General features: G+C 75.8%; 6 protein-coding genes and 2 pseudogenes. All 8 read right to left on the reverse strand.

All coding sequences use genetic code 11. The annotated features are described in order from the left end of the window. Positions 1–12: 12 nt before the first annotated feature. The 8 genes and pseudogenes from G443_RS05905 to G443_RS05935 all read right to left on the reverse strand — a co-directional run bounded on the left by G443_RS05905 (position 13) and on the right by G443_RS05935 (position 26,874). Entirely contained in the window at positions 13–879 is an 867-nt protein-coding gene (locus G443_RS05905; protein WP_026420148.1) for a 3-hydroxyacyl-CoA dehydrogenase family protein, read from the reverse strand. Beyond that, positions 876–4,466 (reverse strand): SDR family oxidoreductase, encoded by a 3,591-nt coding sequence (locus G443_RS05915; protein ID WP_211237594.1) that lies wholly within the window; start codon positions 4,464–4,466, stop codon positions 876–878. The genes G443_RS05905 and G443_RS05915 overlap by 4 nt, the downstream gene beginning before the upstream one ends. Further along, the gene (locus G443_RS25970; protein ID WP_443612872.1) at positions 4,463–10,381 is read right to left on the reverse strand and encodes an SDR family NAD(P)-dependent oxidoreductase; all 5,919 of its coding nucleotides are present in this window, start codon (positions 10,379–10,381) and stop codon (positions 4,463–4,465) included. The genes G443_RS05915 and G443_RS25970 overlap by 4 nt, the downstream gene beginning before the upstream one ends. Positions 10,382–10,764: 383 nt before the next feature. After that, a pseudogene (locus tag G443_RS25975) lies at positions 10,765–11,157 on the reverse strand (KR prefix domain-containing protein); the annotation flags it as partial. Between the two features lie 160 nt (positions 11,158–11,317). Continuing rightward, positions 11,318–13,888: pseudogene (locus G443_RS25980) on the reverse strand (type I polyketide synthase); the annotation flags it as partial. A 10-nt stretch (positions 13,889–13,898) separates the two neighbouring features. Continuing rightward, positions 13,899–20,504 (reverse strand): type I polyketide synthase, encoded by a 6,606-nt coding sequence (locus G443_RS05925; protein ID WP_051314271.1) that lies wholly within the window; start codon positions 20,502–20,504, stop codon positions 13,899–13,901. Positions 20,505–20,536: 32 nt separating this feature from the next. After that, complete coding sequence (locus G443_RS05930) at positions 20,537–22,267, reverse strand: SDR family NAD(P)-dependent oxidoreductase (protein WP_253860150.1); 1,731 nt, start codon at positions 22,265–22,267, stop codon at positions 20,537–20,539. Continuing rightward, positions 22,207–26,874, reverse strand: a complete 4,668-nt coding sequence (locus tag G443_RS05935; protein WP_443612873.1) for a beta-ketoacyl synthase N-terminal-like domain-containing protein — start codon at positions 26,872–26,874, stop codon at positions 22,207–22,209. The genes G443_RS05930 and G443_RS05935 overlap by 61 nt, the downstream gene beginning before the upstream one ends. Positions 26,875–26,904: the final 30 nt, after the last annotated feature.

A 26,904-nucleotide genomic window follows, 5' to 3' on the forward strand; every position in this document is an offset into this window, starting at 1 on the left:
TGGGGTGGCGGGTCAGGGGTTGGCCGGCGCGGCGGCGCCGTCGTAGGTGTAGAAGCCCCGGCCGGTCTTGCGGCCGTGGTGCCCGGCGTCGGTCATGCGTTTGAGCAGCGGGCAGGGCCGGTACTTGCTGTCGGCGAAGTGGTCGTGGAGGACCTCGACGCTGTGCAGGATGGTGTCGACCCCGATGAGGTCGGCGGTCTCCAGTGGTCCCATCGGGTGGCCGAAGCAGCTGCGGAACACCTCGTCGACGGTGGCGGCGTCGGCGACTCCCTCGTGGACGAGGAACGCGGCCTCGTTGACGGTGAGCATGAGGACGCGGTTGGAGACGAATCCGCAGGCGTCGTTGACGGGGATGGCCTTCTTGCCGATGGAGTCGAGCAGGGCCCGCACCGTGGCCAGTGCCTCGGCGGAGGTGTGTTCGCCGGGGATGATCTCGACGGCGGGTTTCATCGGCACCGGGTTCATGAAGTGCACGCCGACGAACCGCCGGGGCCGGCGGGTGAGCGAGGCGAGTCGGGTGATGGGGATGGCGGAGGTGTTGGCGACGAACACGGCGTCGGCGCGGACGGCCGCGTCCAGCCGGGGGTAGAGGTCCTTCTTGAGGTCCCAGCTCTCGGTGATGTTCTCGATGACGACCTCGGTGTCGGCGAGCGCGGCGAGGTCCTCGCTGGTGGTGATGCGCCCGAGGACCTCCTCGGCGTCGAGGTCGGGGCCGCCGAGGAAGCGGGACATCCGGCAGTCGCGGTCGATGGTCTCCCTGGCCCTGGTGAGGGCGTGGGGATCGGAGTCGACGAGCACGACGGGGTGCCCGTGGCGTGCGAGGTTCTGCGCGACGCCGGCCCCCATGACTCCGGCGCCGACCACACCGACGTGGGTCACGGTTGGTCTCCTGTTCCTGCGGTTGCGGTTGCGGTGGCGGCGAGGGCGGTGGCCAGGCGCCGCACGGTCGGGTTGGCGATCAGCACGTCGGCCTTGGTGCCGCCGAAGCGCGCGCGGACGCGGGTCATGACCCGGACACCGGCGAGGGAGTGGCCGCCGAGGTCGAAGAAGTCGTCGTTGGCGCCGACGCGGTCGAGGCCGAGGACCTCGCACCAGATGGCGGCGAGGTGGGTTTCGTCGCCGGGGGTGGGTTCCTCGTAGGGGATGTCGAGTTCGGGGCGGGGGTGGCGGAGGGTGGGGGCCTTGTCGGCGCCCCGGGAGTCAGTGAGGTTGGTGATGCGTTCGTCGAGGGGGCCGCAGGAGACGACCAGGTGCGGGGCCCGGTCGAACAGGGACAGCGCCCGTTCGAACAGGTCGGTGCCCTCGGCCCGGTCGTGGGTGTAGTCGCGGATGGCCGGTGCCAGGGTGCGCGGGTCGACGCCGTCGGTGAGCCAGGTGTCCCAGTCGACGGTCTGCCAGCGTGCCGGGGTGGTGTCGGTGAGCGCGACGGACTGGGCGTCGAGGGCGGCGTTGGCGGCGGCGTAGGGGCCGTGGCCGAGCCCGCCGAGGAGGGTGGACATCGAGGAGACGGCGAGCCGGACGGGTGCCTCCCCTTCGTGGAGCAGGTCGTGCAGGACCCGTTGCCCGGTGACCTTGGAGTGGAAGTGTTCCTCGCAGGCGGCGCGGTCGAGGTCGACGACGGGCCCGTACCGGTCGGAGCGCATGGTGCCGGCGGCGTGGATGACGGCGTCGAGGGGGCCGAAGCGCTGGCGGGCGACGTCGAGCGCGGCGGCCATCGCCACCGGGTCGCCGGCGTCGGCGGCGAGGGCGAGCACGTCGGCGCCGAGGCCGGTGAGGCGACGCAGGGTGGTGATGTGCTGGGCGGTGCGGTCGCTGGCCGGGTCGTGGTGGGCGAGGTGCTCGTCCCACTGGTCCTCGGGTGGCAGCGGGGTGGTGGCGGTGAGGACGAGGCGGGTGTGGCGGGTGGTCACCAGGTGTTCGGCGAGGATCTGGCCGACGGCGCCGAGGCCGCCGGTGATGAGGACGGTGCCGCCCTCGGGGATGCGGCGTCCCCGGGCGGGTGGGGCGGGCAGCGGGAGCCGGTCGAAGTGGCGGACCCAGCGGTCGGTGCCTCGGAGGGCGACCGGTTCGACGAGGTCCACCCCGAGTTCGGTGAGGACGGCGGCGGCGAGTTCCCGCGTCCCGCCGAGCGCGGCCGCGCAGCCGGTGACGTCGACGTCGATGAGCCGGCAGTCGAGGTCGCCGACCTCCTGGGCGATGACGCGCAGCAGGCCGAGCAGGGTGGCCTGTTCGGGGGCGGTGAGGTCGTGGGTGGTGGCGTTGACGGCGCCGCCGGTGCACACCAGCAGGTCCACGTCGCCGGGGGTGGGGTGTTCGGAGAGGGCCTTGGCCAGGGCGCGGACCGAGTGGAACCCGCGGTCCTGGGCGGCGGCGAACCGGGCGGCGGGGTCCTCGGGGCGGGGCGCGGCGAGGCTGGCGGTGTGCAGGACGGCGCGGGGGCGGCCGTGTTCGCGCAGGAACGCGGCGGCGTCCGTCGGGGTGGCCACGGTGGCGGGGTCGACGAGGGCGACCTCGGCTCCGTCGGCGCGCAGCAGGGCGGCTGCTGCCGCGCCGACCTCGTCGTCGGCGACGACGAGCCACGGGCCGAGGGCGCGGGCGTGCCCGGGGTCGCGGACCGAGGGCAGGGGGACGCGGCGCCACGAGGGGTGGTTGATCCAGTCGGCGCGGTCGGGCAGTCGATGGCCGGGCAGTCCGGCGTCCTCGCGGGCGGCGGCCGCTCCCAACGCGGGGCGGGGGATGAAGTACTCCCGCCGTTCGAACGGGTAGGTGGGCAGGGGGACGCGGCGGACGGTGCGCCGGTGCAGGGCGGCCCAGTCGACGTCGGCCCCGTCGAGCCACTGGTCGGCGGCGGTGGTGAGGGTGCCTGGCCGCGTCGCTGGGGCGCCGCGCGACGAGGGGTGGGCGGTGCGGTGGCGGGTGGGGTCGTCGAGGGCGGCCACCGCGTCGGCGAGGTCGTCCGCGACGCACACCAGGCGGTGGCCGAAGCCGGCGCGGCTGAGCTGGAGGGTGTAGGCGACGTCGCCCAGGTCGGTGTCGGTGAGGGTGCCGTCGGCCAGGCGGTCCCGCAGGGCCAGCCGGGCGGCGGTCAGGGCCGTGGCGGTGCGGGCGGACAGGACGAGCACGTGCGGCCCGGGGAGGGGGTCGGCGGCGGGTCGGGGCGGTGCCTGTTCCAGGACGACGTGCGCGTTGGTCCCGCCCGCACCGAAGGAGCTGACCCCGGCGCGGCGGGGGGTGTCGCCGGGGGTGGTCCAGGGCTGGTAGGTGGTGAGGACGCGGAACCGGTCGCGGGGCAGGGCGGTGTTGGGCTGCCGGAAGCCTCGGGTCGCGGGGAGTTGGGCCCGTTCCACGGCGGTGGCGGCCTTGATGAGCCCGGCCATGCCGGAGGCCCGGTCGAGGTGCCCGAGGTCGGGTTTGGTGGAGGACAGCACGCAGGGGGTGTCGCGGGCGGTGGGGAAGGCCCGGTCCAGCGCGGCCAGTTCGACGGAGTCCCCGAGCCGGGTGCCGGGGGCGTGGCACTCGACGTAGTCGATCTCGCCGGGGTCGACCCCGGCCACGGACATGGCGTCGCTGATCACGGTGGACTGGCCCTCGACGGAGGGGGCGACCAGGCCGGCCCGGGCGGAGCCGTCGTTGTTCACGGCGCTGCCGAGGATCACGGCGTGCACGTGGTCGCCGTCGGCGAGGGCGTCGGTGAGTCGTTTGAGGACGACGACGCCGACGCCGTTGCCCAGCACGGTGCCGTTGGCGTCGGCGTCGAGGCTGCGCACGATCCCGTCGGGGCTGGTGAGCGATCCCTCCTCGAACAGGTAGCCCTCGGGGACGGGTTCCTCGATGCGGGACGCCCCGGCCAGCGCGGTGTCGCACTCCTGGGTGAGCAGGCTCTGCACGGCGACGTGCACGGCGACCAGGGAGGTCGAGCAGGAGGACTGGACGGAGAACACGGGCCCGTCGAGGCCGAGCCGGTAGGAGACGACCATGCACAGCGAGTCGGGGGCGGTGCCCATCGCGTACTGGCCTCGGGTGATGGTGTCCATGACCTCGGGGCTGGCCAGGACGTGCCGCAGCCCGTAGAAGCTGTGGCCGACGCCGCCGAAGACCCCGACCCGGCCGGGGACCCGGTTGGGCTGGTAGCCGGCGGATTCCAGGGCCTCCCAGCAGCATTCGAGGAACAACCGGTGCTGGGGGTCGGTGGCCTCGGCCTCCCGGGCGCTGAACCCGAAGAAGGAGGCGTCGAAGAGCCCCGGGTCGTCCAGGGGGGCGCCGCGTCGCACGTACTGCGGGTTGGCGAGCATGGCGGGTGGGACGCGGGCGGCGGCGAGTTCCTCCTCGGTGATCTCCCGGATCGCCGTCGGGCCGCCGGTGAGGTTGCTCCACAGTTGTTCGACGGTGCCCGCGCCGGGGAAGCGGCCGGTCATGCCGACGATCGCGATCCGGGTGTCGTCCTCGGGCATGTCCACCTCGTTCATGCGTTCTTCCTCCGCTGCGCCGCGCGCAGACCGGCGCGCCGCCGTTGGCCTCGGTCGCCGCCGGGTTCGGTCACGGCCGGGGTCGGGGGCGCCTGGTCGGGTGCGATCAGTTGGGCCAGGGCGCCGACGGTCGGCGCCTGGTACAGGACGTGGGGGGCGAGGTCGTCGACGTCGAGGCGTCGGCGGATGTCGGCCAGCACCTTGATGCCGACCAGCGAGTTGCCGCCGAGGTCGAAGAAGCCGTCCTGGGCGCCGACGCGGTCCAGTCCGAGGGCCTCGGCCCACACCTCGGCGACGGCGGTCTCGACGTCGCCGGTGGGGGCGACGTAGGGGGTGACGAGGTCGGGGCGGGGGTGGCGGGGGCTCGGCTGGTCGGTGGGGCGGGGTCCGTTGACGGCGTCGACGGTGAACTGGGAGCTGGCGCGGACCAGGGTGGTGAAGTCCTGGGTGTTGACGACCGCGTGGGGTTGGTCGGTGGCCAGCGCGCGCAGCAGGGAGCGCCAGCCGGCGTCGAAGTCGATGCCGAGGCGGGCCCTGTTGGCCCGGAAGTAGTCCTGGAGCGCGGAGTCGTAGCCGGCGAGGCCGGCCTCCCAGGCGTTCCACCGCCACTCCCCCCAGCCGACGGAGAGGGTGCGCCACGGCTCGGTGGCGCGGCGGGGGTCCCTGGCGTGGGCGTCGAGGAAGGCGTTGGCGGCGCAGTAGTCGACCTGGCCGGGTCCGCCGCCGGTGGTGGCGGTGATGGAGGAGAACAGGACGAGGAAGTCCAGGTCGGGTACGGCGCGCAGCGCGCGGGTCAGGGCGAGGGTGCCGGCGACCTTGGGGGCGAGCACCCTGGCCATCTCGGCCCGGGTCTTGAACTGCATGAGCCCGATGCCGGGGACACCGGCGGCGTGCAGCACGCCGTGCAGCGCGCCGAAGCGGTCGAGGGCGGCGCGGACGGCCCGGTCGGTGTCCTCGGGGAGGCTGACGTCGCCGGTGACGACGAGGACTTCGGCACCGGTGCCCTCCAGGCGTCGGACGCCGGCCACGCGGCGGCGCACCTCCTCGCCGGTGCGGGGGTCGGCGAGGATGTCGTCCCAGGTGTCGCGGGGTGGGAGGCCGGTGCGTCCGAAGAGGACGAGCCGGGCCTGGCAGGTGGTGGCCAGGTGTTCGGCCATCGCCAGGCCGATGCCGCCGAGCCCGCCGGTGACGAGGTAGACGCCCCGTTCCCGCGGCGCGCCCTGGCCGGCGGTGGTCCGCGCGTCGGTGTCGGGCTGGGCTGGGGGGATCCGGTCGTGCTCGGGCAGCCAGCGGCGCCCGCCGCGCAGGGCGACCACCGGGTCGGCGGGGTCGGCGGCGAGTTCGGCGGTGAGGGCCCTGGCCAGTCGGGGCGACGCGGCAGGTTCGGCGGGGTCCAGGTCGACCAGCCGGCAGGTGACGCCCGGGTATTCCAGCGGTACGACCCGCACGGGTCCGGTGAGGGTGGCCCAGGCCGGTCGCAGCGCCTCGGTGCCGGTGGCGGAGCAGACCCCGGAGGTGACGACGTCCAGCGCCCAGGAGGTGGAGCCGAGGTCGCGGAAGGCGACGGCGAGGCCGACAAGGGTGTGCAGGCCCCGGGTGAGGGCGGTGTCCACGGCGCCGGCGGGGTCGTGCGCCTGGTCGCCGTCGGCGGCGTGGTCGGGGAGCGACCACAGGTGGACGACGCGGTCGGGGAGTTCGTCGAGTTCGCGGGTGTGGCGCAGCACGGCCCGCAGCTGGTCGGCGTCGCCGGGGCGGAGGGTGGCGGTGTCGCCGTCCCAGCGGGGTTCGGTCGCGTCGTCGTCGGGGCGGGCGAAGCGGACGGTGCCGCCGGCGGCGCGCAGGGACTCGGCGAGGGACCGGGTGAGCGGGGCGTCGGGGTCGTCGACCAGCAGCAGCCACCGGGCGGCCGGGGGTGGGGTGGGCCGGGGTGGGGTCTGCCGCCACACCTCGGTGTGCAGCCAGTCCGGTTCCTCCAGCAGGGGCAGGGCGCTGATGTCCAGCGGTGCGCCCTCCGGTGCCGGGGAGCCGGGGTGGCTGGCCCGGGGGGACTCCTCCAGCCAGTACTCCCGCCGCTGGAACGGGTAGGAGGGCAGTGGGACCCGGCGGGCCTCGCCGTGGTGGTGGGCGGACCAGTCGAGGTCCACTCCGGACAGCCAGAGCCGGGCGAGGCCGCCCATCAGGGTGTGGTCGTCGGCGTCGGTGTCGACGGCGGCCGGGAGGACGGGCACGATCAGCGGGCCCCGGTCGCGGTCGCAGTCCGGGTGCGCGCGGGCCATCGCGCCCAGGGACCGGCCCGGGCCGAGTTCCAGCAGCACCAGGTCGGGGTCGGCCAGCAGGTGTCCGAGCCCGTCGGCGAACCGCACGGTGGACACCATGTGCCGTGCCCAGTACTCGGGGTCGGTGACCTGGTCGGCGGTCACGGGGGCGCCGGTGGCGTTGGACAGGTAGGGGATGCGGGGTGGGCGGGGGCTCAGGTTCTCGGCCACCCAGCGGGTGAGCTCCTCGTGGGCGGGGCGCAGCAGGCGGGAGTGGTAGGCGTGGGCGCTGGGGAACCGGCGGTGCGGTTCCCCGGCCTCGTCGAGCAGGCGGGTGAGGGCGTCCACCGCCTCGACGGTGCCGCCGACGACGGTCATCTCCTCGCCGTTGACGGCGCACACGTCCACTCCCCGGTCGGCCAGGGGGCCGAACCGCCGGTCGAGGGTGTCCGGTGCCAACGCGACGGTGAGCATCGCCCCGCCGGGCAGGGTGTCGATGAGGGCGGCGCGGTGGACGAGGAGCCGGAGGGTGTCGCGGGTGCTGAGCACACCGGACAGGCAGGCGGCGACGTACTCCCCCAGGGAGTAGCCGAGCATCACCGCGGGGGTGACGCCCCAGTCGAGGAACAGCCTGGCGAGGGCGTACTCGGCGACGAACACCGCGAGGTGGGCGACCTCGGTGCGGGTGAGCTCGCTGGCTTCCGGGCTGTCCGGGCCGGTGCGGGGCCCGGTGAGCAGGGCGACGACGTCGACGTCGACGAGGTCGGCCAGCTCGGCGGCGCACTCGTCGACGGTGGCGCGGAACCGGGGTTCGCGGTGGTACAGCTCCCGGACCATGCCGGGGTACTGCTCGCCGACGCCGGCGAACAGGAACGCCACCGGGCGGTCCCGGGCCGGGTCGCGGCGGAGGAGGGGGGTGGCCGGCGCGGTGCCTCCTGCGGCGAGGTCGTCGGTGGCGGAGACCACGAGGGCCCGCCGGTGTTCGAAGGTCTCCCGACCGACCTGGAGGGTGTGGGCTACGTCCCGCAGGTCCAGTCCGGGGTGGGCGGCGAGGTGGTCGCGGAGCCGGTCGACGGCGGCGTCCGCGCTCTCGGCGGTGCGCCCGGAGAGCGGGACCAGCTGGTAGCGGCGGTGGCCGGTGCCGGGCCGAGGCTCGGGGTCGGGGGCCTCCTCGACGACGACGTGCACGTTGGTGCCGCCCATGCCCAGCGAGTTGACGCCGGCGATGCGCCGGCCGCCGGGCGGTGGGGTCCAGTCGGTGAGGGCGGTGGTGACGTGGAAGGGGCTGGCCGGGAAGTCGATCTCCGGGTTGGGGGTGGTGAAGTGCAGGCTCGGGGGGAGCTGGCGGTTCCGCAGGGCCAGCACGGTCTTGATCAGCCCGCTGGCCCCCGCTGCGGCGGCCAGGTGCCCGATGTTGGTCTTGACCGACCCGATGGGGCAGGACTGGCGAGGGGGGCCTTCGCCGAACGCCCTGGCCAGCGCCGCCACCTCGATCGGGTCGCCGAGTTCGGTCGCGGTGCCGTGCGCCTCGACGTAGCCGACCTGTTCCGGGCGGACCCGGGCGGCGCGCAGGGCGTCGGAGACGACGCGGGCCTGGCCGACGACGCTGGGCGCGGTGTAGCCGACCTTGAGGGAGCCGTCGTTGTTCACGGCGGAGCCCCGGATGACGGCGTGGACGGTGTCCCCGTCGGCGAGGGCGTCGGCGAGCCGTTTGAGCAGCACCACGCCGGCGCCGTCCCCGAAGAGGGTCCCGGCGGCGGCGGCGTCGAAGGTGCGGACGTGGCCGTCGGGGGATTCCATGCCGCCCGGTTGGTAGCGGTGCCCGACCCGGTCGGGCACGTGGATGGCGACACCGCCGGCGAGGGCGAGTTCGCACTCGCGGGCCCGCAGGCTCTGGCAGGCCAGGTGCAGGGCGACCAGGGCGGTGGAGCAGAAGGTCTGGACGCTGATGCTGGGCCCGGTGAGGCCGAGCTTGTAGGACACCCCGCTGGCCAGGGAGTCCTTGTCGTTGCCGATCAGCGAGGCGTACAGGTCGGCTTCGCCGCCGTCACGGACGGCGTCCTGCCGGCGGGCCATGTAGGCGCTGAGGTTCGACCCACCGAACACCCCGACGCGGTCGCGACCCCGGGCGGAGCCGTAGCCGCCGTCGTCCAGGGCCTCCCAACAGCACTCCAGGAACAGCCGGTGCTGCGGGTCGGTGATGCTGGCGTCGCGGGGGCTGTAGCCGAAGAACTCGGCGTCGAAACCCCGGATGTCGTCGAGGACGGGCCGGCGGGGCACGTAGTCCGGTGAGTGGATGTCGGCCTCGGGGACGCCGGAGGCGCGGAGTTCGTCCTCGGTGAACTCGGTGACGGACTCCACGCCGGCGGCGAGGTTGGCCCAGAAGGTGCCCAGGTCGGGGGCGCCGGGGAAACGGCCGGCCATGCCGACGACGGCGATCGGGTCGGGGGCCCCGGTCGGGTCGGGGGCGGGGGCCGGGGGCGGGTCGGCTGGTTCCTCCTCGGCCGTGCCACCGGCCCGTTCCAGCAGGGCGGCCATGGTGCGCACGCTGGGGGCCTCGAACAGCGACACGGCGGAGAGCGCGATGCCGAACACGCGTTGCACCCGTTTGACCAGTTGCAGGGCCATCAGGGAGGTGCCGCCGAGGTCGGCGAAGTTGTCGTGGGAGCCGACCCCGTCGATGGCGAGCACGTCCTCCCACACCTTGGTCAGGCGGCGTTCCACCTCTCCCCGGGGCGGGACGAACTGCTGGGCGAGGTCGGGGCGGGGGAACCGGTCCCCGGGGGTGGTCGGGTCGTCGCCCTGGTCGACCCACTGCCGGATCCGGCCGGCGAGGTCGCCCGCGCTGACCAGGGTGCGGGTGACGGGGGCGGCGAGCACCCGGTCGAGGGCGGTCAGCGCCTGGTCCTCGGTGAGGGAGTGCTCGACCTGGCTGCTGCCGAAGTCCTGGTCGCGGAGGGCGTCGGCGGTGCTGGCCCAGGTGTCCCAGTTGATGGCGCTCCAGCCGGTGTTGCGGGCGGCGACGGCGTCGAGGAAGGAGTTCGCTGCGGCGTAGGCGGCGAAGCCGATGCCGCCGAGGGTGGTGGAGATCGAGGAGAACAGCACGCAGCGGTCGACGTCGACGTCGGCGAGGACCCGTTCGAGCACGCGGGTGCCTCGCACCTTCGGGGCGAAGTGGCGGGCCCGCACCGCGGGGTCGAGTTCGGCGAGCACCCCGAACGCGGCCGGGTCGGTGAGGCCGGCGAGGTGGATCACGGCGTCGAGGCGGCCGTGGCGGTGGGTCAGGGTGGTGACCAGGGCGCGCATGGCGTCCTCGTCGGTGATGTCGACGGTGGCGACCTCGACGCTGGCGCCCTGCTCGGCGAGGTCGGTGAGGCCGCGCAGCCGGGCGCGCAGCGCGGGGTCCTCGGCGGCGTCGAGGACGGCGGGCCAGTCCTCGCGGGCGGGCAGCGCGCGGCGGGTGGTGAGGACGACGTGGCCGCCGAGGCGGGCGGCGAGGCGGAGTCCGACCGCGCCGAGGCCGCCGGTGACCAGGGTGACGCCGTCGGCGCGGGGCCGCCACGGCGTGGGGGTGTCGGCGGGCTCGGCCGGCCGGTGGTCCAGGGTGGAGCGGACGCCGTCGCGGTGGGCGACGAAGCGGTCCGTCCCGGTCGCCCACATCTCGGCGGCGACGAGGGCGGGCAGGTCCTCGGTGGGCAGCCGGACGTCGACCGCCCGCACCAGCAGCGACGGGTACTCCTGGGGGATGACCAGGCAGGCGCCGAAGGCGGTGGCGCGTTCGGCGACGGGCACGTCGCCCGGTGCGACGGCGCGGGCGGAGTCGGTGACCACGGTGACCGGCAGCGGGGCCCGGCGGCGGCGCCGAGGGCGGTGGCCAGCGCGCACAGGCTGTCGAAGCCCAGGCGGAGTGCGTGGGTGGCGTCCCCGGCGGTGCGGGTGTCGACGCCCCACAGGTGGACGACGGCCGCCGGGAGCCCGGTGCGGTCCAGCAGCCGCCGGTAGTCGGCGGGGTCGTCGGGGCGGAGGACCCCGTTGTCCTCGTCGGGTTCCTCGCCGGGGTGGACCAGCACGCAGGTGTGGTCGGGCAGGCGGTCGGCGAGGGCGGCGCCGATCCCCCGGTCGTCGGCGAGGATCCACACCGGACCGGTCGGGGCGGGTGGCGGGGTGGCCGGCAGCGGCGCCGGTGTCCAGTGCGGCCGCAGGATCTCCGGGCCACCAGTGGCGGTGGGGGTTCGGGTGGCGGGGGTGGTGTCCCGGCGGCGCGGCCGGGGTGTGGCCGGCCGGGTCGGGGGCCGCGCCCGGCCGGGTGGTGGGGCCCGGGGGTGTGGCGGGGCTGGCCTCGATCCAGTACCGGCGGCGCTGGAACGGGTAGTCGGGGACGGTGGTCTTCCTGGCGCCCCGGCCCCGGTGGTAGGCGGCCCAGTCGACGTCGGCACCGGCGAGCCACAGTTGGGCGACGGCGTTGGCCAGCACGGCCTCGTCGGTGGCCGGGTCGGCCTCGGCGGGCAGGGTGGGCACGAGCAGCGGCCAGCGCCTCGGCTCGCAGTCCGGGTGGTTGCGGGCCATCGCGCCGAGGGACTGGCCTGGTCCCAGTTCGAGGAGCACGTCGTCCCCGCCGGCCAGGACGGTGCCGAGCATGTCGGCGAAGCGGACGGTGCTCACCATGTGCTGGGCCCAGTAGCCGGGGTCGGCCAGCTGCGACTCGGTGACGAGTTGACCGGTCACGTTGGACAGGTAGGGGATGGTGGGGGGCCGGGGGCTCAGGTTGCGCCGCGCCCAGTCGGTGAGGTCGTCGGCGACCGGTCGCAGGGCCTCCGAGTGGAAGGCGTGGCGGGTACGGAGCCGGCGCAGCGGGACCCCGTCGCGGGCGAGGCGGTCGGCGAGTTGGTCGACGGCGTCGGTGGCCCCGGAGACGACGACGAACCTCGGCCCGTTCTCGGCGGCGATGTCCACCCCCAGGCCGGTGGTGCCGTACCGGTGGCGCAGTTCGTCCGAGGACAGCGGGACGGCGGCCATCGCGCCCCGGGGGAGCCGGGAGATGAGGGTGGCGCGGACGGCGACGAGGCTGGCGGCCTCGTCGAGGGTGAGGGTGCCGGCGAGGCAGGCGGCGGCGAACTCGCCGATGCTGTAGCCGAGCAGGACGCGGGGCCGCACTCCCCAGGAGGACACGAGCTGGCCCAGGGCGTAGTCGACGGCGAACATGGCCGGCTGCACGACCTCGGTGCGGGCCAGGTCCCCGTCGTCGTCGGCGGCGGCGGGCCCGGTGTCCCGGCCCAGCAACCGGGCGAGGTCGTTCCCGCCGGTCTCCCGGTCCCGCAGCAGTTCCTCGACGGGGTCGCCGTCGAGGTGGCGGGCGAACACGGCGCGGCAGGCGTCGAGTGCCTCGGCGAAGACGGGTTCGGTGCGGTGGAGGCCGGCGACCATGCCCCGGTAGTGCTCGCCGACCCCGGCGAGCAGGAAACCGGTGGTACGGCCGGTGGTGGCGTCGACCCGGGTGGACAGCCGCTGGGCCGCCTGGGTGGTCACCGCGTCGGCGGCGTCGCTGGCGGAGGTGACGACCGCGGCCCTGCGGTGTTCCAGGACGGCCCGGCCGGTCTGGAGGGTGTAGGCGGCCGAGGGCAGGTCGGGGGTGCCCTGGAGGTAGGTGGCCAGGCGGGCGGTGGACTCGTCGGCGGCGGCGGCGTCCCGCCCGGACCAGACCAACACCTGGTGGCGGCGGGCGGGCAGCGGGGCGGTCGGGGTGGTGTCCGCCGGTTCCTCGAGGACGACGTGGGCGTTGGTGCCGCCCATGCCGAAGGCGCTCACCCCGGCCCGCCGGGGCCGGGACGACCGGGGCCAGGGCTGGCGGTCGGTGACGACGCGGATGCGGTCGCCGGAGCGGGCCAGCTGCGGGTTGGGGGTGGTGAGGTGGAGGGTGGCGGGGATCTCCTCGTGGCGCAGGGCCAGGGCGGTCTTGATCAGGCCGGTGACGCCGGCGGCGCGGTCGAGGTGGCCGAGGTTGGTCTTGGCCGAGCCGATGCGCAGCCGCACGCCCTCGGTGTCGAAGACCTGTTGGATCGCGGAGATCTCGGCGGCGTCCCCGAGGGGGGTGCCGGTGCCGTGGGCCTCCAGGTAGTCGAGGTCGGCGGGTTCGAGCCCGGCGGCGGCGAGGGCCTCGGCGACGACGGCGGCCTGTCCGGCGACGCCGGGGGCGGTGAACCCGACCTTGTCGGAGCCGTCGTTGTTGACCGCCCAGCCCCGGATGACGGCGTGGACGCGGTCGCCGTCGGCGAGCGCGTCCTCCAGCCGGCGCAGCGCGACGACGCCGACGCCGCTGCCGACGGGGGTTCCGGTGGCGGTGGCGTCGAAGGCCCGGCAGCTGCCGTCCCGGGAGGACATGCCCGCCTCCTGGTAGAGGTAGCCGACCCGGTGGGGCAGGGAGACGGTGACGCCGCCGGCCAGGACGAGGTCCGCCTCGCCGGCGAGGAGGGTGGAGCAGCCGAGGGACACCGCGACCAGCGAGGTGGAGCAGTAGCTCTGCACCGCGTAGGCGGGTCCGGTGAGGCCGAGGGCGTGGGCGACGCGGGTGGCCAGCGAGTCCTTGTCGTTGGCCAGTCCCACCTGGACCTGCCCGAGCAGTTCCAGCAGGTCGGGGTGGCCGAGCAGGTGGTGGGTCAGGTAGGTGCTCAGCGCGGCCCCGCCCACGACGCCGATGGTGCCGTCGAACCGGGCCGGGTCGACGCCGGCGTCCTCCAGGGCGTGCCAGGAGCTCTCCAGGAACAGCCGCTGCTGCGGGTCCAGCAGTTGGGCCTCCCGGGGCGTGTAGCCGAAGAACCCGGCGTCGAAGAGGTCGATGTCGTCGAGCACGGACCCGGCGCGCACGTAGTCGGGGTCGGCGAGCTGGTCGGCGGGCACCCCGGCGGCGCGCAGCTCCTCGTCGGTGAACCGGGAGATGGACTCGACACCGGACCGCAGGTTCGTCCACAGTCGGCGGACGTCCGGGGCGCCGGGGAACCGGCCGGCCATCCCGACGAGGGCGATGTCCGCTCCGGTGTCGCCCGACTCGCGTGCGCTTTCGGTCATGGATGACTCACCTATCGTGATCTCGTCACCGGAACGCCTGATCTCGGCAGAGGCTAGGTCTGGCTCCTGACCTGCCCCAATGTGGCGCGTCCACCGGGTGCCCATCTCGAAGTAACTACCGGCGGCGACGGGCGGCCACCGCCCGGCGGCGTTCGCCTCGGCGCGCCGCCCGGGTGGTGCCCGGTTCGGGGGTGTGGTCGTCGGGGTCGCGCACGAGTTCGGCGAACCGGGCGACGGTGGGGCGCTCGAACAGGTTCGCGGGGGCGAACTCGATGCCGAAGTGGCTGGAGAGGTGGGCCACCACGGACAGCCCGACCAGGGAGGTGCCGCCGAGTTCGAAGAAGGGGTCGTGGACGCCGACGCGGTCCACGCCCAGCTGGTCCTGCCAGACCTCGGCGATGTGCCGTTCGGTGTCGTCCCGGGGCGCCAGGTAGGGGGTGCGCAGCGTGGGCCGGGGGCGGCGGCGCTCCGCTGGCACGCCGCCGGCGGCGGCCTCGACCTCGGGGCCGGTGCCGGTGGCCTGGGCGGTGAGGCCGTCGAGGGTGTCGCCGAGCGCGTAGACGTGCGGGGGGCCGGCGGCGACCACCCGGGTGAGGGCGTCGAGGCCGGCGGCGTCGCTGATGCCGGACCGCGCGCGGTAGCGCAGCATCCTGGCGCGGAGTTCGGGGGCGTCGGCCAGCGCCTCGGTCTGCCACCGGTCGCGTCGCCACGGTCCCCAGGCGACGGAGACGACGCGGTCGGCGATCGCCCCGGTGCCGTCGTGGGCGAGCGCGAAGGCGTCGAGGAACGCGTTGGCGGCGGCGTAGTCGGTCTCGCCGAAGCCGCCGACGGCGGTGACGGCCGAGGAGAACAGGGCCAGCAGGGGGACGGGGCGGCGGCGCAGCGCCTCGGCCAGGGCGAGGGTGCCGGCGATCTTGGGGGCGAGGACGGCGTCGGCCCGCTCCCGGGTGCGGTGCTGGAGGAGGCCGCCGCCGGCGACACCGGCGAGGTGCAGGACGCCGTCGAGGGGGCCGAGGCGCTCGTGGGCCTCCTCCAACGCGGCCGAGACCGCGTCGGGGTCGGTGACGTCGGCGGTGAAGGGGTGCGCCTCGACGCCGGCGGCCCGCAGGGCGCGGAGCTCGCCGATCACCCTCGCGTCCTCGCCCCTCGGGTGCTCGGCCAGCACGGTGTCCCACCGGTCGGCCGGGGGCAGGGTGCGGCGGTGCAGCAGGGCCAGGCGCGGGCGCAGCGGGGCGAGCTGGGCGGCGAGGGCGAGGGCGAGTTCACCGGTCCCGCCGGTGATCGCGTAGGTGCCGCCCTCCCGCCACACCCGCCGGGTGGGGACAGCGGGCAGGGTGAGGGGGTCCAGCACCGCGCGCCACCGCCGGCCGCGCCGCCAGGCGTGCGCGGTGTCGGGTGGGGTGGGTGCGGCCAGCGCGGACAGTTCGATGTGGACGTGGCGGGCGTGGTCGGTGGCGTCCGGGTCGAGGTCGACGCAGGAGACGCGGGCCGAGGGGTACTCGCGTCGGATGCTTCGGCTGAGCCCGGCGGGCAGGGCGCGGAGGGGGTCGAGGGTCTCCCCGCCGAGGACGTCGGCGGCGCCGGTGCTGGCGACGAGCAGGTGCAGCGGTCGGGTGGGGGCGACGGCGGAGGCGGCCTGGACGAGGGCGACGAGGCTGTGCGGGCCGTCCCGCAGGGCCGTGGGGGTGTCGGGGGCGGGGCGCAGGCCGAGGGCGTGCACGACCCGCAGTGGACCGGTTCCGGTGTCCACCTCGGACAGCAGCTGGCGGAGGTGGTCGGCCTCGCCAGGGTCGAGCTCGTGCGGCGGGTGCCCGTCGAGGCGGAGGACCTGCCCGGGGCGCATGGCGACCGGGGTGTGGCCGGTGGCGCGGAGCCCGTCGGCGAGGGCGTCGTCGTGGGCGAGGACGAGCACGGTGCCGGGTTCGGCCGGTGCCAGGGCGCGCGGGGACTCGTCGCGGTGCCAGGTGGGTCCGTGGAAGGTGATCCCGGGAGCGGGGGCACCTGGTCGGGTGTCGGCGTGGCCGGTGGTCTCCGGCCAGTGGCGGACCCGGTGGAAGCGGTAGGTCGGCAACCGCAGGGTGCGGGCACCGGGGCGGCTCAGTGGCGTCAGGTCGACGCCGATCCCCCGTTCCCAGAGCCGGCCGACGAGGTCGAGCCAGCCGCGTTCGTCGGAGGCGTCGGGCAGGGGGAACTCCCCGGTTCCCGTCGTGGACAGGACGACCTCGGTCCCGGCCTCGACCTCGGGGTCGGGGTCGGAGGCGGGGTCGGAGGCGTCCTGGCCCAGGCCCCAGGCGGCCAGCCGCTCGGCGAGTTCCGGGCGGGCGTCGTCGGTGGCCTCGACGGCGTGCGGGGTGTCGCCGGTGGTGGGCGTGGTGGTGCGGGTGGCCGCGGCGCGCAGGGCGGTGACCGCCTCGGTGGGTTCGGAGGCGACGACGGCGAGGCGGTGGGCGAGGGCGGCCCGGCCGGCGGCCAGGGTGTGGGCCACGTCGGAGAGCCGGAGTTCGGGGTGGGCGTCGAGGTGGTCGGCGAGGGCGACGGCGTTGTCCCGCGCCGCCTGGTGGGTGGCTCCGGACACGGTGAGCAGGTGGGGGCCGGGGTGCCCGGTGTCCTGGTGGTGGTGGGTGGGGTCGGGCGCGGCCTCCAGGACCAGGTGGGCGTTGGTGCCGGACCAGCCGAAGGAGCTGATGCCGGCCCTCAGCGGCTGGCCGGGCGCCCCCGGGAGGGGGTGGGTGCCGGTGGCGGGGCGCACCGGCCCGTCGAGGTCGACCTGGTCGCTGGGGGTGGTGAGGTGCTGGTTCGGGGGGAGCCGCCGGGCCCGCAGGGCCAGGACCGCCTTCACCAGGCCCGCCATGCCCGCCGCGACGAGCAGGTGGCCGACGTTGCTCTTGGCGGCTCCGACCAGCAGCGGCCGGTCGTCGTCCCGGCGGGAGAACACCTCGCGCAGGACGCCGAACTCGATGGCGTCGCCGAGGGCGGTGCCGGAACCGTGCGCCTCGACGAAGTCCAGGTCCCCGGGGCGGAGCCCGGCGTCGGCGAGGGCGTCGGTGATGGCCGCCCGCTGGGCCGCGCCGCTGGGCGCGGTGAGGCCGTTGGTGTGCCCGTCGGAGTTGGTGGACGTGCCGCGCAGCACCGCGTGCGGTGGGGCGTCCTCGGGGCGCACGTCCCGGGACCGGCGCAACACCACCGCCGCACCGCCCTCGCCGATGACGTAGCCGTCGGCGGCGGCGTCGAAGACCTTGCAGTGCGCGTCCTCGGCGAGCATGTGGGACTTGCAGGCCTGCACGAACACCTCGGGGCTGAGGGTGGCCGAACTGGCGGCGACGATGGCGGTGTCGCACTCGCCCGCCCGCAGGCTGCGCACCGCGAGGTGCACGGCCACGAGGGACGAGGAGCAGGCGGTGTCGACGGTGAGGCAGGGGCCGCGCAGGTCGAGGTGGTAGGCGATGCGGCCGGCGGCGGCGCTGGCCGAGGTGCCCAGGGCGAAGAGGGGGTCGTCGGCGAGGGACCGGCCCTCCGCCTCGGCCTGCCGCGCCTGGTACTGCTGCGAGTCGGTCATGCCGAGGAACACACCGGTGCGGCTGCCGCGCACCCGGTCGGCGGACAACCCGGCGTCCTCCAGGGCCGACCACACCAGTTCCAGCACCATCCGGTGCTGCGGGTCGAGCCGTACCGCCTCGCGGGCCGTGTAGCCGAACAGGGTGGCGTCCCAGTCGGCGATGTCGGGCAGGTAGGCGGCGCGCTGGGTGTAGGCGCGGCCGGGGGCGGCGCGGTCGGGGTCGTGGTAGGCGGCGGCGTCCCACCGGCCGGCGGGTACGTCGGTGACGGGGTCGGTGCCCTCGACGAGGAGCCGCCAGTAGGCGTCGGGGCTGTCGGAACCGCCGGGGAAGCGGCAGGCCATGCCGACGAGGGCGACGGTGTCCCCGGTCGCCGGTGCGGCCTCGGGCCGTCGGGGTGGGCGTGGCTCGGCGACGTCCTCGTGGAACAGCGCGGCGAGCAGGTGCCGGGCCAGGTCGCGGGGGGTGGGGTGGTCGAAGGCGGCGGACACGGCCAGGGACACCCCGGTCTCGGCGGCGAGGGCGTCGCGGATGCGGACGGCGGCCAGCGAGCCGACCCCGAGGTCGGTGAACGACCGGCGGGCGGGGACCGTGCCCCCGGCGGGCTGGTCCAGGGCGTCGGCGACGGTCCGGGTGACCAACCGCACCAGGTGGCGTTCCCGGGTGGCCGAGGGGAGGGCGGCGAGCCGGTCGCGGGTGGCGGCGCGGCGCGCCGCCCGCTCTGGGGAGTCGTCCCCGCCGGCTCCGGAGGTGGCGTCCGCGTCCGGTGGCGCGGCGGGACGGCCGGTGGGGTCGGTCGTCCCGGCGGTCGCCGCCGGCTCCAGGCCGCCGCCGAGCCAGTAGTGGCGGCGTTGGAAGGCGTAGGTGGGCAGGTCGACGGGGTGGCGGGCCGGGAGGACCCGCCGCCAGTCGACGGTGCGGCCCAGGGTGTGCAGCCGGGCCAGTGCGGCCAGCGGACCGTCCTCGACGGACACGACGATGTCGGGGCCTGGGGAGGTGGCCGGGGGGCTGGTGCCGAGGACGAGGTGGACGGTGGTGCCCTCCCCGGCCAGCGCGGCCAGGTCCACCGCCCCGGCGGTGCCGGTCGACGGGCCCGGCCGGTCGGACCAGTAGGCGGGGTCGAGCCAGTCCCGGGTGGACACCGGCCGCTCGGCCACCGCCGGCAGGTCGGGTTCGTGGAAGGTCACCGCGTCGAGGACGGCGCGGTGCTGGTCGGGGGTGGCGGTCAGCACGCGGAGGGCGTCGGCCCTGGACCACAACCCGGCGGCGACCGCCGCCGCGTACTCGCCGGCGCCGGCGCCGGCGACCACCTCGGGGGTGATGCCGGCGGAGACGACCAGGTCGAACAGGGCGATCTGGTGGGCGATCCGCTCCCCCGCCGGGCGCAGCTCCTCGTAGCTGGCGGCGAACACCGGGAACCGGGCGGCGAGGTCCTCGGCCTGGCCGGGTGGGAGTTCCCCGGTGAACACGACGGCGACCGCCGGGTCCTCGACCTCCTGCGTTCCGACGAGCAGGGCGGCGCCGGCTGGGGCGGCCGTGCCCTCGGCGGCGAGGACGTCGAGTCCGGCGCGGAGGCTGGCGAGGTCGTCGCCGAGGACGACGGCCCGGGTCTCCAGCGCGGCCCGACCGGTGCCCAACGTCCACGCCACCGCGTGCGGGTCGACGTCGGCGGCGGTGTCGAGGGCGTCCCGCAGCCGCGCGGCCTGCGCGCGCACTCCGTCGGGGGTGCGGGCGGACACCGGCCACACCGTGGTGGTCGGGGCGGTGGTGGCGGTGGGGGGCGTGGGGGCTCCGGGTGCCTGTTCGAGGATCAGGTGCACGTTGGTGCCGCTGAAGCTGAAGGAGGACACCGCGCCGCGCCGGGGGCGGTCCCGGGCTGGCCACGGTGTCGGCTCGGTGAGCAGGCGCAGCGCCCCGGTGCGCCAGTCGACGCGGGTGGTGGGCCGCTCGGTGTGCCGGGTGCGGGGCAGGGTTCCCTCCCGCAGTGCCATGACCATCGAGAGCAGGCCCGCCATGCCCGAGGCGGCCTGGGTGTGGCCCAGCACCGACTTGACCGAGCCCACGTGCAGCGGGTCGTCCCGGTCCCGCCCGTAGGTGGCCTGGAGGGCGTGGGCCTCGATGGTGTCCCCCAGCGGGGTGCCGGTGCCGTGCGCCTCGACGGCGTCGACGGCGGTCCCGGGTAGTCGGGCGTCGTCGAGCGCGGCCTGGATGACGCGGCGCTGCGCCGGGCCGTGCGGGGCGGTGAGCCCGTTGGACGCGCCGTCGGAGTTGACGGCGGAGCCCCGCAGGACGGCGAGGACCGGCCGGCCCTGGGCGAGGGCGTCGGACAGCCGTTGCACGAGGACCATGCCGGCTCCCTCGCCCCAGCCGATGCCGGTGGCGTCCTCGGCGAAGGGCCGGCAGACGCCGTCGGGCGCGGAGCCGCGCAACGTGCCGAACTCGACGAGCATGTCGGGTTGGCCGAGGATGGCGGCGCCGCCGGCCAGCGCCAGCGAGCACTCCCCGGCCCGCAGCGCCCGCACCGCCAGGTGCAGGGCGAGCAGCGCCGACGAGCAGGCGGTGTCGACGGTGGCGGTGGGGCCCTCCAGCCCGAGGGTGTAGGCGATGCGGCCGGAGGCGATGCTGGTGGTGCGGCCGGTCATGACGTGCCCGGCGACGTCGGCGGCCTCCGGCGCGCCCCTCCCGTACTCCTGGGCGACGACTCCCAGGTAGACGCCGGTGTCGCCGCCCCGCAGGGACGTGGGGGCGATGCCGGCGCGTTCGGCGCTCTCCCAGGCCAGTTCCAGCAGGACCCGTTGTTGCGGGTCCATCGCCAGCGCCTCCCGTTCGCCGATGTCGAACGGGTCCGGGTCGAACCAGCCGGCGTCGCGCAGGAAGCTCCCGCTCCGGGCGTAGGTGGTGCGCGGGTTGGTGGGGTCGTCGTCGAACAGGTCGTCGAGCCGCCAGCCCCGATCGGTGGGGAACGGACCGACCGGGTCGGGCCCGTCGGCGAGCAGCCGCCACAGCGCCTCGGGGGTGTCGGCCCCGCCGGGGAACCGGCAGGCCATGCCGACGACCGCGATCGGCTCGTGGGCCCTGTCCTCCAGTTCCGCCAGCTGGCGGCGCGCGTGGCGCAGGTCCACCGTCGCGCGCTTGAGGTAGTCCAGGTACTTCTCTTCGCTGGCCACGGGGGTTCTCCTTGCGGGCGGGGACGGGCGGCTCAGGAGGTGCCCAGCTCGCTGTCGAGCAGGGCGAACATGTCCTCCGCGGACGCGTCGGTCACGTCGTCGTGGCCGCGGGCGTCACCGTCGGGGCCGCCGGGGGCGGCGGCCCGGGTCGACCAGGTGGACAGCAGCCGCCGCAGGGCCGGTTCCACTCCCGAGTAGGCCTCGTCGGTGGGGTCGGCGGAGGCCAGGAGCTCCTCCAGGCGGTGGATCCGCTCGCGCAGCGGGGCGGCCCGGTCGGCGGGCGGGGCGTCGGTGCCGGCGTCGCCGACGAGTTCGGTGAGCAGGGCACCGGCGACGGCCTGCGGGCTGGGGTGGTCGAACACCAGGGTCGCGGGCAGCCGCAGGCCGGTGGCGGCGGCGAGCCGGTTGCGGAGTTCGACGCCGGTGAGGGAGTCGAGGCCGAGTTCGGTGAACGGCTGCTGCGGGCGGATGCGCCGGTGGTCGGCGTGGCCGAGGACGACGGCGAGTTGGGTGGTGACGACGTCGAGCACCACCCGCTGCCGTTCCATGCCGGACAGGCCCGGGAGTTCCTCGGTCCAGGCGGTGTCCAACCCGGTGGTGGCGGCGCTGGCCTGGCGTCGAACGGTGCGCCGGACGAGGCCGTGCAGCATCGGGGGCGCGGTCCCGGCGGTGGCTTCCAGCCGGGCGGTGTCGACGAGGATGGGCACCACCACGGGGCTGGTCGAGCGGTGGGCGGTGTCGAGCAGCGGCAGCGCCCGTTCCGGGCGGAGCGGGGTGATCCCGCCCCGGGAGATGCGGGCGACGTCCTGTTCGGACAGCCCGGCGCCCATGCCGATCCCTTCCCACAGGCCCCAGGCCAGCGCGCGGGCCGGGCGGCCGGTGGCGGCCCGGCGGAGGGCCACCGCCTCCACGGCGGCGTTGGCGGCGGCGTAGTTGGCCTGGCCGGGCGCTCCCATCAGGCCGGCGGCCGAGGAGAACAGGGTGAGGAAGGACAGGTCGAGGTCGGCGGTGAGCCGGTCGAGGTGGTGGGCGGCGTCGGCCTTGGGCGCGAGGACGGCGTCGACGCGGTCGGGGGTCAGGGTGCCGAGCAGCCCGTCGTCGACGACCCCGGCGACGTGGACGACCCCGGTGAGGGGGTGCGCGGCGTCGATGCCGTCCAGCAGGGCCCGGGTCTGGTCGGGGTCGGCGACGTCGCAGGCGACGAGGGTGGCGGTGGCGCCCAGGTCCGCCAGGTGGGCGACGAGGTCGGTGGCGCCGGGGGCGTCGGGGCCCCGGCGTCCGGTGAGCAGCAGGTGGCGGACGCCGTGGTGGGTGACGAGGCGTTCGGCCACGGCTCTTCCGACGCCGCCGGTGCCGCCGGTGACGAGCACCGTGCCCTCGGGGTCGGGGGGTCGGGGCACGGTGACGACGACCTTGCCGACGTGCCGGGCCTGGCTCATGAACCGCAGGGCGTCCCCGGCCTGGCGGACGTCCCAGCAGGAGACGGGCAGCGGGTGGATCCGGCCCTGGTCGAACAGGGGGAGGAGTTCGGTGAACATCTCCCGGATCCGCACCGGACCCGCCTCCAACAGGTCGAACGACCGGTACTCCACCCCCGGGAACTCCCCCGGGTCCCGCAGGTCGGTCTTGCCCATCTCCACGAACCGACCCCCCTCGCCCAACAACCCCCTTGAGGCGTCGACGAACTCCCCCGCCAACGAGTTCAGCACCACGTCCACCCGCCCGAACCGCTCCGCGAACCCGGTGTCCCGCGAGGACGCCACCCGCTCCGGGCCACCCCCAACGCCTCCACGAACCCCCGCTTCACCGGCCCGCACGTCCCGTACACCACCGCACCCCACTCCCGGGCCAACTGCACCGCCGCCATCCCCACCCCACCGGCGGCCGAGTGCACCAACACCGACTCCCCCTCGACCAACCGGCCCAGGTCCCGCAACCCGTACCAGGCGGTCAGGAACGTCACCGGCACCGTCGCCGCCTCCGCGAACGACCACGACCCCGGGAACCGGGACCACATCCGGTGGTCGACGACCACCTCGGAGGCGAACCCGCCCTCGCACAGGCCCATCACCCGGTCACCCACGGCGAACCCGTCCACCCCGCGTCCGACCTCGGTGACGACCCCGGCGGCCTCCAGGCCCAACGGCAGGGGTTCGCCCGGGTACATGCCGAGCACGGTCATGACGTCGCGGAAGTTCACCCCGGACGCCCGCACCGACACCCGGATGGCGCCCTCGGGCAGGTCCTCGACCGGCTCGGTGGCCTCGGGGGCGACGCCGTCGACGCTGCCGCGCCCGTCGGCGGCCAACCGCCAGGTCCCCTCGGGGGGCGGGGCCACCGTGGCGGCGGGGGACGGCTGGAGCCGGGGCACCCACACCGCGGCGTCCCGGACGGCGGTCTGGGGTTCGCCGACGGCGACGGCGGACCGGACCTCGTCCAGGGGGACCCCGCTGCCCGGGGGCAGGTCGACGAGCAGGATCCGGCCGGGGTCCTCGGACTGGGCGGACCTGACCATGCCGCCCACCGCGGCGGCGGTCGCGGTCACCGGGGCGTGGTGCGCGGGGTGGGTGGCGGCCCCGCCCCGGGTGACGACGACGAGGCGGGCCCCGGACCACCGCTCCTCGGCGAGGAAGGTCTGGAGCACGGCGAGGGTGGCGTGGGTGGCGGCGCGCACCGACCGGGGTTCGTCGTCGGCCGGCGGGAAGGCGGGCCACACCAGGGTGTCGGGTTCACCGTCGACGGCGGCGAGTGCGTCGGCGGGGGCGAACTCGTCGAGGACGTGCCAGCTGCCGGTGTCCTCGGTGGCCGTGGGGCTGGCGGAGGTCCACTCGACGCGGTAGAGCGGGTCCTCCTCGGCGGCGGTGGTCCCCTCCGGGGTGGCCACGGTGGCCTCCCGGAACGCGGTGACCCGCCCGGTGAGCACCGGTTGCCCGGCGCCGTCGGCGAGCAGGACGTCCAGTTCGCCGGTGCCGAGGCGGTGGAGGACGGCCCGGACCTCGGCTGCGCCGACGGCGTGCAGGCGCAGCCCGGCCCAGGTGGCGGTGACGGTGTCGGCCCCGAGCAGGCCGGCGGTGCGGGCGGCGGCCAGGGCGGTGTCGAGCAGGGCGGGGTGGAGGTCGAAGTGCCGGGCGTCCCGGGCGTGGTCGGCGGGCAGGTCGAGGTCGGCGAGGGCCAGGTCCTCGGAGCGCCGCAGGCGGCGGAGCGCGCCGCCCTCGCTGACGGAGAGCTCCTCCACGTCGCCGGTCTCCGGGGGCGAGGGCACCGTGGCGGCGCCGCCGCTGGTCAGGCGTCCGGTCGCCAGCTCGGTCCACGGGGTGGTGCCCTCGACCCGGCCGTGGACGGACAGGGCGCTGGCCGCGTCGCCGTCGGGGACGAGGGTGACCCGGAGGTGGACGTCGGCGGCGTCGGGGACCGCCAGCGGTTCGGCCACCTGGAACTCGGCGACGGTGTCGTGCCCGGCCTCGTCGCCGGCCCGGACGGCGGCCTCCAGCAGCGCGCCGACCGTGACGACGACCCGCCCGCGCACCGGGTGGTCGGCCAACCAGCCGTGGGTTCCCGAGGCGAGCCGGCCGGTGAGCACCACCCCGCCGTCCCCGGGGAGGTCGACGACGGCGCCCAGCACCGGGTGGTCGGCGGCGGCCACGCCGAGACCACGGGGGTCGGCGGACTGGTCGGAGCCGCTCAACCAGAACCGTTCCCGCTGGAACGGGTAGGTGGGCAGGCCGACGACCTCGCCGCGCCCGAGCACGGTGTCCCAGCCGACCGGGGTGCCCGCGCAGAACAGGGCGCCGAGCGCGGTGAGCACGTGCGCCGGTTCGTCGCCGTCGCGCCGCAGGGTGGACACGACGGGCACGGTCTCGTCGAGCACCAGGCCGGCCATCCCGGCCAGGGTGGAGTCGGCACCGACCTCGACGACGGCGGTGGCCCCGAGGTCACCGAGCTTGGCGAGGTTGTCGGCGAACCGCACGGTGGAGCGGACGTGCTCGGCCCAGTAGGCCGGCTCCGTCCACCGGTCCGCGGTGCCACCGGTGACGTTGGACAGCCCGACGAGCTGGGGTTCCCGGAACTCGAGGGTCTCGAGGACACGGGTGAACTCGGCCAGCACCGGGTCCATGCGGGCGCTGTGGAAGGCGTGCGACACCCGCAGCCGGGTGGCCTTCACGCCCCGCCCGGTCGCGGCGGCCACCACCTGCTCCACGGCGTCGGCGTCGCCGGAGACCACGACCGAGGTCGGGCCGTTGACGGCGGCCACCTCGACGCCCTCGACGAGCAACGCGTCCACGGTGGACGGGGTGGCGGCAAGGGCGGCCATCGCGCCGCCGGGGGGTAGCCGCCGCATCAGGCCGGCGCGGGCGGCGACGACCCGGCAGGCGGCGGGCAGGTCCCACACCCCGGCGACGTGCGCGGCGGTCACCTCGCCGATGGAGTGGCCGCCGACGATGTCCGGGCGCACTCCCCAGGAGGCGAGCAGCCGGTACAGGGCGGTCTGGACGGCGAACAGCGCGGGCTGGGCGTGGCCGGTGTCGTCGAGCAGGTCCTGGTCGGCGCCGAGGACGGCGTCGCGCACCGAGAACCCGACCTCGGGGTCGAGGGCGGCGCACACCTCGTCGAAGGCGTCCCGGTAGGCGGGGAAACGGGCGTGCAGCTCGCGGCCCATGCCGGCCCGCTGGGTGCCCTGGCCGCCGAAAAGGACGGCGAGCCGTGGGGGCACGGCGGTCCCGGTGCGGACCCGGGGGTCGGGCTGGTCGCGGGTGAGCGCGTCGAGGCCGGCCAGCGCCCCGGCGTGGTCCTCGGCCAGTACGACCGCCCGGAAGTCCAGTCGCGCCCGGGTGGTGGCGAGGCTGCGGGCGACGGTGCCCAGCGGCAGTTCGGGGTGGGCGGTGAGGTGGGCGGCGAGCCGGCCGGCCTGGGCGCGCAGCGCCTCCTCCGACCGGGCGGTCACCACCAGCGGCGCCGGGGACGTCTCCGGGGCGGCCGGGGCGGGTTCGACCGGCGGGCCCTGTTCGAGGACGACGTGGGCGTTGGTGCCGCTAATCCCGAAGGAGGACACGGCGGAGCGGCGGGGCCGGCCGGTGTCCGGCCACGCCGTCGGGTCGCTGGCCAGGGCGACGGTGCCGCCGGACCAGTCGACGTGGCTGCTGGGTTCGCTGACGTGCAGGGTGCGGGGCACCCTGCCGTGGCGCATGGCCTGCACCATCTTGATGACGCCGGCGACGCCGGCGGCGGCCATCGAGTGCCCGATGTTGGACTTGATGGAGCCCAGGAGCAGGGGGCGGTCGGGGGTGCGGCCCTGCCCGTAGGTGGCGATCAGCGCCTGCGCCTCGATGGGGTCGCCGAGCGCGGTGCCGGTTCCGTGCGCCTCGACGACGTCGACATCGCCGGTGGACAGGCCAGCCGAGGCCAGCGCGGAGCGGATCACCCGCTGCTGGGAGGGCCCGTTGGGGGCGGTGAGGCCGTTGGAGGCGCCGTCGGAGTTGATGGAGGTCCCCCGGATGACGCCGTGCACCCGGTGCCCGTTGCGGAGGGCGTCGGACAGCCGCTCCACCAGCACCATGCCGGCGCCCTCCGACCAGGCGGTGCCGTCGGCGTCGTCGGAGAAGGACTTGCAGCGGCCGTCCGGGGACAGGCCGCGTTGGCGGGCGAACTCCACGTAGATGGTGGGCACCGACAGCACGGTGACGCCGCCGGTGAGGGCCATCGAGCACTCGCCGGCGCGCAGCGACCGCACGGCGTGGTGCAGGGCGACCAGGGAGGAGGAGCAGGCGGTGTCGACGGACACGACGGGACCCTCGAACCCGAAGGTGTAGGCGAGGCGCCCGGAGGCGACCGAGCAGCCGTTGCCGGTGAGCAGGTAGCCCTCGACGTCGTCGCGGGGGCTGCTGCGGTGGTTGTACTCGGCGGCGGGGATGCCAACGAAGACGCCGGCGTCGCTGCCTTTCAGGCCGGTCGGGTCGATCCCGGCGTGTTCGAAGGTCTCCCAGGCGGTCTCCAGCAGGATCCGCTGCTGCGGGTCCATCGCCAACGCCTCGCGGGGGGAGATGCCGAAGAACTCGCGGTCGAAGTCGGCGGCCCCGGTGAGGAACCCGCCGCGCCGGGTGTAGCAGCGGCCCACGGCGGCGGGGTCGTCGTCGAAGAGGTTGGCCAGGTCCCAACCCCGGTCGGTGGGGAAGTCCGAGGTGGCGTCGCGGCCGGTGTCGACGAGGTCCCACAGGGTGTCCGGGTCGACCACGCCACCCGGGTAGCGGCAGCCCATGCCGACGATGGCGATCGGTTCGGTCGAGCGGTCCTCGATGCGCTTGAGCCGGTTGCGGGTCTCGTGCAGCTCCGAGGTCACCTGCTTGAGCAGGTGCAGCATCCTGTCTTGTTCCACCATGGGGGACCTCGCTGGGTTCGCGCTGGT

It is taken from the genome of Actinoalloteichus caeruleus DSM 43889, from assembly GCF_000429185.2.
Lineage (GTDB): Bacteria > Actinomycetota > Actinomycetes > Mycobacteriales > Pseudonocardiaceae > Actinoalloteichus_B > Actinoalloteichus_B caeruleus.

Coding starts and splice junctions, on each gene's coding strand:
- G443_RS05915 (WP_211237594.1), bottom strand. CDS start 4,466: ATGAACGAGGTGGACATGCCCGAGGACGACACCCGGATCGCGATCGTC.
- G443_RS25970 (WP_443612872.1), bottom strand. CDS start 10,381: ATGTGGGCGACCGGGACGGACCGCTTCGTCGCCCACCGCGACGGCGTC.